We start from the raw sequence: 6,465 nt of genomic DNA on the forward strand, positions 1-6,465 counted from the left end.
TCCCCCTTTTTATTTGGCAACAACAGATTCATGCTCTGTCAGTGCTTCATCCAAAACTTTTAGACCCTGGTCAATTTGCTCTTTTGTCACAATGAGAGGAGGAATCATTCGAATAACTTCACCTGAATTTCCGCATAAATAGAAGAGAACACCTTTATCAAGCGAGGAATTCAGAATTTCCATTACAGCATCCCCATCGGGTTTACCAGTATGCGGATCAATGATTTCAATGCCAATCATCAGCCCCAAACCTCTGACACTCCCCACAGCAGGGTGATTTGTTTTCAGCTCATGGAGTTTCTTTAACGCATAATCTCCCATTTGCTTAGTGTTTTCCAAGAGGTTCTCAGTTTTTAAGATTTCAATAGAGGCCAAGGCTGCAGAGCATGCAATTGGATTTCCGCCGAAGGTTGTTCCGTGGGCACCTAATGGCCATTTCTCCATCAGCTCTTTAGATGCTGCTGTTGCGCTTAGCGGAAGACCGGCTGCAATTCCCTTTGCAATCGCCATTATATCTGGAGTGACGCCAAATGCCTGTGCCGCAAACCATTCACCTGTACGCCCAAAGCCGGTTTGCACTTCGTCAAAAATCAGTAAAATACCATGCTGATCACAAATTTCTCTGATTTTCTTCATCCACATTTTTGGCGAAATGATATAGCCGCCTTCTCCAAGGACCGGTTCAATAATCATGCAGGCAACCTCTTCAGGGTCAACCTGATGCTTAAACAGTGTTTCAACGTCCTTTTCGAGTTTGCTTGGGAAGTACTCCTCAGGGTCTTCTCCATACGGGCAATCCTTTTCATTGGCATATGGCAGCTGATAGGTCAGCCAGGACGGCTGCTGGTACTTTCGATATTTGCTCTTGGATGTGGAAACACTTAATGCCCCCATTGACCGTCCATGGAAACAGCCGGTGAAGGATACAACATAAGGCCTTTTTGTGACATACTTTGCCAGCTTTATAGCTCCTTCAATTGCCTCGGTCCCGCTGTTCGCAAAGAAAAAACAATCCAGGTTTCCTGGCGTGATTTTTCCTAATTCTTCTGCGAGGCGAAGGATCGATTCATAGATAATAACACCTGATGGGCCGTGAACGAGATGATCCGCACTGTCCTTAATGGCCTTTACAACTTTGGGGTGGCGATGGCCGACATTTTCAACCGCAATACCTGATGTAAAATCCAAATACTCTCTGCCATCCACTCCGTAGTAATAACAGCCTTCCGCCTTCACCACCGGTAAATTTGGATGATCTTTTGCCATACTTGGCGCCAATAAATTCGAAATGTTTCCGATAAGATGACTCCAATTTTCTCCGTTCATACGATCCCCTCCTGAATAAATACGCTGATGCAAAAACTAAATGTTTATCTGTTAGTTCTTTAATGCAATATTCATGCCAAAGTATGTATTAACAATCGTATTTTTTTAATTTTCTTACTACTGAAGGCTGGCTGATTCCTAAGGCGTTTGCTATTTCAGTCGTTGTTCTATAGCGTTTCTTCGCATTGATTAAAACTTTTTTTTCAACCTCCTCCAATATGGAAGGCAGCGATTGTCCATCGAAATGAATAAAATCGTCTATTTTCTCTTGCATATGGTATTCATAAGGCAAATCCTCTTTTGTAATAATCGAACTCGTGCTTGTAACGATCATCCGTTCCATTAGATTCTCAAGTTCTCTTACATTTCCCTTCCACTCAAGCTGCAGCAAGTGATCGACCAAAGCTTTATCCAGGTGACGCTCCCGGTTATGGCGCTTTGAAATCGCCTGGAGAAAATATTGGGTTAAAGCAAATAAGTCTTCCTGCCTTTCTCTTAATGGCGGTATCTTTAGAGGTACCACATTAAGACGAAAGAATAAGTCCTGCCTGAATTCCTTCGTTTGAACCGCTTTCTCCAGGTCCTTATTTGTAGCCGCCAGCAATCGAAAGTCTGCGTGTATGGGCTTTGTTCCTCCTACTCTATAAAACTTCTTGTCCTGTATAAATTTCAGAAGCTTTGCCTGAAGATGCCCCGACAGCTCTCCAATTTCGTCCAGGAAAAGGGTGCCGCCTTTTGCCATTTCAGCAAACCCCATCTTCCCTTTGTTTTTGGCACCTGTAAAAGCCCCCCCTTCATAGCCAAAAAACTCAGCTTCAAAGATTGACTCCGGAATGGCACTGCAATTGACCTCAATAAAAGGACCGTCCTTCCGGATGCTATTTTGATGGATCCATTTAGCAAGAGCTGACTTTCCGACACCAGACTCCCCTAAGAGCAAGACAGTAACATCAACATCCCTAATCCTTCTAATTGTTTCAGCAATATTTTGCATTGGCAGGCTATCAGCAATGATTCCATCCATTTTGATGCTCTTTTTGCGCAGAAGATCAAGCTCACTTTTTACCCTGGCCATTTCTTCCTCAACGCTATTCAGGTATTCTTTTATAACGAGGAGTTCTGAAACATCATAGGAATAACTGACAATATGCTCGATGTTCCCAACTTCATTAAATACGGGAATACCGGTTACCAATATCTTTTTTCCAGACCCAGCCTTCTGGATTAAAATGACTTTTTTCTTTTTCATTAAAACTTCCGGCGTAATAGCAGGCTTAAAAACTCCTTTTCTCTCAAGCTCGTATACCGATTGCCCCAAAAGTGCTTCCGGTTCAACATCGTAATGGCTGCCGCTGCCTTTACTGACTTTTATAATTATTCCGTCTGAATTGGTCACCATAATATCTTCTTCCAATGAAGAAATGACTTCCTTTTCGTTATTCCATTCCATAAAAAAGCTATTCATTCTTTTAGGCCTCCAGCAGTTATTCATTTTTGAATAATGCACCTTCACTGAAATTAGGCATTTTGATTGGATAATGTACGTTATTATTCAGATTTAAATAATTATTCAGATTTGTATTACACTATACAACATATAGATGCTGACGAAAAGATGTAAACTGAAAAAACTTATAAAAATTCATTTTTTTGTATAGTAAAAAGAAGGCTAAACATCTGTTAGCCTTCTTTCACCTTTATAAAATAGCATCCAATTTTCCGTAAAGCTCTTCCCTTTGCTTTTCTAATTTTTCTTTTTCCTTATAAAGTATTTGCAGCTTTTCCAGGTCGATTTCCGATTCCAAAACCGCTTCTAACTTCAGGAGAGATGCTTCTAGTGCTTCAATTTGATTTTCCAATTCCTCCGGGGACAACTTATTTTTCTTTTCTTTTAGCGGAACAGCAGCTATTTTTGCTTTTTTCATAACAGGAATTTCTATCGCTGCCTTCCACTTTTCCTCCATTTTCTTTCTGGCACGGTCATAATTTCCTTCGAAGAAATACACTTCCTTTTGATCGATCCAGTAGATTTTGCTAAACAATCGGTTAATAAAGTAGCGGTCATGGGAGACAGCCAAAATGGTTCCCTGGAAATCATCCAGTGCCTCTTCCAGTACCTCTCTTGATTCGATATCCAGATGATTCGTCGGTTCATCGAGAATTAGAAAGTTAATATCCCGGTGCATGAGCTGGGCCAGACGAAGCCTCATTCTCTCCCCGCCGCTCAAGCGAGAAACGTTACGGAAAACGGTGTGTCCAAAAAAGAGGAAGCCTGCAAGAATATGGCGGGCCTCTCCCTCTGTATAAGATAGCCCCTCCCTAAAGGTTTCGATCACAGTTTGATCATTGCTATCTGAAAAAATATGCTGGGAAAGGTAGCCTATTTTCAGATTGCTCCCGCTTCGGACTTCACCAGCATCAGGTTTAAGTTCCTTCATAATTATTTTAACCAGAGTCGATTTCCCTGTACCATTATCCCCGACAATAGCGGTCCGATCCTGGAACTGGATGTGCATGCTAATATTTTGGAGTAACTTTTGGCTGCCAAAGGACTTGCTAACCTCTTTAATGATCACCACATCTTTTCCGCTTCGTTCTGCAGCATCCAGATCGATATTCATTTTTTTTCGGTTTAGTATTGGCCGGTCAAGCTTTTCCATTCGCTGGAGGGCTTTTTCCATGCTGCTTGCCCGTCTATGGAGACCGGCATTAGGTGGAGTGCATTGATTAGCCCACTCTCTTAGCCGCTTGATTGCTTCCTTTATCTTTTTGATTTTTTTCTTCTGTTCTTCGTACTGCTGAAATTCCCTTAGCAGCCTTTCTTCTTTCTCTTTTACAAAGCCGGAGTAATTCGTTAGGTAAAGAGTAAGTTCTCCGTCCTCCAAATCAAGTATTTTGCTTATTGTTTCATCCAAAAAATAACGGTCATGCGAGATAAGGACAACGGTCCCTTCATAACTCTTTATAAAATCAGCCAGCCATTCGACTGCCTTAATATCCAGATGATTTGTCGGCTCATCCAAGAGAAGCAGATTAGGACTCATTAGGAGCATGCGGCCGAGGCATACCTTCGTTTTTTCGCCTCCGCTTAGACTGTTGAAGGCCTTATCGAGTAAGCTTCCGATATTGAGGCCGTTTGAAATTCGGTCAATCTGGCTATCCATTTCGTAACCATTTTTGAATGCAAACTGGTCCTGCAGCTCTCCATATTCCCCAAGAAGCTTATATAATTGATCTGAACTTGTTTCTTTAGCCATTTGCAGCTCCATTTGCTTCATCTTTTTTTCCTTTTCCAGAAGATGGGCAAAAGCCGTTTTTAAGACATCAATCGATTTTATACCTGCAGGATAGTCCGGTATCTGCGCCAGATAGCCAATTTCACATCCCTTCCTCCAATGAATCTGTCCTGTATCCGGAACCTCTGCTCCAGCCAGTAATTTGAACAGAGTCGTTTTTCCGCTTCCGTTCCTTCCTGTCAAACCGATCCGATCCTTCTGATGAATTTCAAATGATAAATTTTCAAAAATATTATTTCCACCATACATTTTTCCGATATGCTGTGCACTGCATGCGATCATATTTATTACCTCCGATTTTTAAAAAAATTGTACGGTTACGGTTAAACTTGCCTGTTGTTCTCCGTTCCAGGCACTCAGCGAACCGTGGGCGTCCGGGAGCCTCCTCGGCGTTACACGCCTGCAGGGTCTCCCTTGGGTACGCTTTTTTCGCAGGATATTGAACCAGTTAAATAACGCACGAATAAAATGCGAATGCTTTTCGGGAATCTCGCGCCTTCTGCTCCAATCAACAGGATGCCAAATCAACAATGCTTTAATATAACCCCAAAATTAAACGCAAAAAGACCATAGGAAAGCATGCTCCTATGGCCTTGGTAAAAGTCCAATAAAAAAGGAGAGCCTAAGAAGCCCTCCTTTCACCGTTCTTTTCTATAGTGGCTAAAGAGATGTTCTCACTGTTTTGTTTTCATTATGAAGTTTGCTAAAAAAGGACAGACGTCTCCCGTTAAAAGCAAAACCATGAAAAATTGCACGGTAAATTGTCAGGAATTCAATCCATTTACCACGTGCCAAAACAGCTTCCATCATCTCTTATCCACCTCCATTTCTAATAAGTTAGTTTTATTTTAATATTTCTTCTATTCAAAAGCAACGTTTATCTTCCTAAAGTTTCCATCTAATGTGCTTGTGGAGATTATTACGGTCCGGAAGTGGAATATATATTCTATCAAGGGAAAGGGGAAGGATACTATTGATTCTTATACTTCAACTATTAGCCTACTTGCTCATGGTTACAGCAAATGTGCTGGCAAATATTTTGCCATTAAACGGACAGACAACAGGTGGAATTTCCAAAAATCTGGACGTTCTTTTTACTCCTGCAGGCTACGTATTCAGCATTTGGGGATTGATTTATATACTGCTCGGGATGTGGATTGTGAGGCAATTTCCTGAAAAACGCCGAAACCTCCCAATCTATAAGAGAACCAGCATATTGTTTATTCTGACCTGCATTTTAAACAGCTTATGGATTTTTGCCTGGCATTACGAGTATTTTCGGATATCAGTATTCGTTATGATCTCACTGCTTATTGCTTTAATCAGCTTATACAGGAAAGCAAAAAATTCGGACCCTGACTTTTTGGATATTGCACCGTTTTCCACTTATTTAGCATGGATCTCGGTAGCCACCATTGCAAATAGCAGCTATTATCTTGTGTATATAGGCTTAATCGGGACCGGTCCGCCTGAAATATGGTGGACATATATAATGCTTGCTTTCTCTGCAGCTTTGGCTTTAATGTATCGCATTAAAAATGACGACTGGGTTTATCCCCTGGTATTTGTGTGGGCATTTATCGGGATTGGGATTAACAATTTTTACGATTATCCAAACGTAGCATTTACTGCGTACTTCCTGACGTTTTTTACCGCTGCAGGAGTTATGCTGGCGACTAAAATAACAATCAGCTATAAGTTTCACTGATAATCACTTTCCGTTACAATAAAAAAGGAAGCCTTCATCTTGAACTGCACCCTATAAAGTAGACAGTTTAATAAAAAGAGATGCTGCTATCTACGCAGCGATGAGATGACTTCGGTAAGCTGCCGGAGTCATCTT

At 41.3% G+C, this 6,465-nt stretch carries 5 protein-coding genes; 1 reads left to right on the forward strand and 4 read right to left on the reverse strand.

Annotation, left to right across the window (positions count from 1 at the left end; genetic code table 11):
• Positions 1–9: 9 nt before the first annotated feature.
• From DFO73_RS21635 to DFO73_RS28850, 4 genes are all read right to left on the reverse strand, one after another.
• The gene (locus DFO73_RS21635; RefSeq protein ID WP_110066768.1) at positions 10–1,326 is read right to left on the reverse strand and encodes an aspartate aminotransferase family protein; all 1,317 of its coding nucleotides are present in this window, start codon (positions 1,324–1,326) and stop codon (positions 10–12) included.
• 88 nt (positions 1,327–1,414) lie between these two features.
• Positions 1,415–2,791: a sigma-54 interaction domain-containing protein gene (locus DFO73_RS21640; protein ID WP_110066769.1), complete on the reverse strand. Its 1,377-nt coding sequence runs from the start codon at positions 2,789–2,791 to the stop codon at positions 1,415–1,417.
• Positions 2,792–3,023: 232 nt separating this feature from the next.
• The gene (abc-f, locus tag DFO73_RS21645; RefSeq protein WP_110066770.1) at positions 3,024–4,904 is read right to left on the reverse strand and encodes a ribosomal protection-like ABC-F family protein; all 1,881 of its coding nucleotides are present in this window, start codon (positions 4,902–4,904) and stop codon (positions 3,024–3,026) included.
• A 378-nt stretch (positions 4,905–5,282) separates the two neighbouring features.
• Positions 5,283–5,432 (reverse strand): RAxF-45 family protein, encoded by a 150-nt coding sequence (locus DFO73_RS28850; protein WP_181396089.1) that lies wholly within the window; start codon positions 5,430–5,432, stop codon positions 5,283–5,285.
• Between the two features lie 163 nt (positions 5,433–5,595).
• On the opposite strand from DFO73_RS28850, the gene DFO73_RS21650 reads away from it, so the two are divergent.
• Positions 5,596–6,330 (forward strand): TspO/MBR family protein, encoded by a 735-nt coding sequence (locus DFO73_RS21650; protein WP_258309681.1) that lies wholly within the window; start codon positions 5,596–5,598, stop codon positions 6,328–6,330.
• Positions 6,331–6,465: the final 135 nt, after the last annotated feature.

This window comes from Cytobacillus oceanisediminis (assembly GCF_003182355.1).
Classification (GTDB): domain Bacteria; phylum Bacillota; class Bacilli; order Bacillales; family Cytobacillaceae; genus Cytobacillus; species Cytobacillus oceanisediminis_A.

Bases quoted from the DNA above. Each gene is read 5' to 3' on its own strand.
- DFO73_RS21635 (WP_110066768.1), bottom strand. From the start codon at position 1,326: ATGAACGGAGAAAATTGGAGTCATCTTATCGGAAACATTTCGAATTTA.
- DFO73_RS21640 (WP_110066769.1), bottom strand. From the start codon at position 2,791: ATGAATAGCTTTTTTATGGAATGGAATAACGAAAAGGAAGTCATTTCT.
- abc-f (WP_110066770.1), bottom strand. From the start codon at position 4,904: ATGATCGCATGCAGTGCACAGCATATCGGAAAAATGTATGGTGGAAAT.
- DFO73_RS28850 (WP_181396089.1), bottom strand. From the start codon at position 5,432: ATGATGGAAGCTGTTTTGGCACGTGGTAAATGGATTGAATTCCTGACA.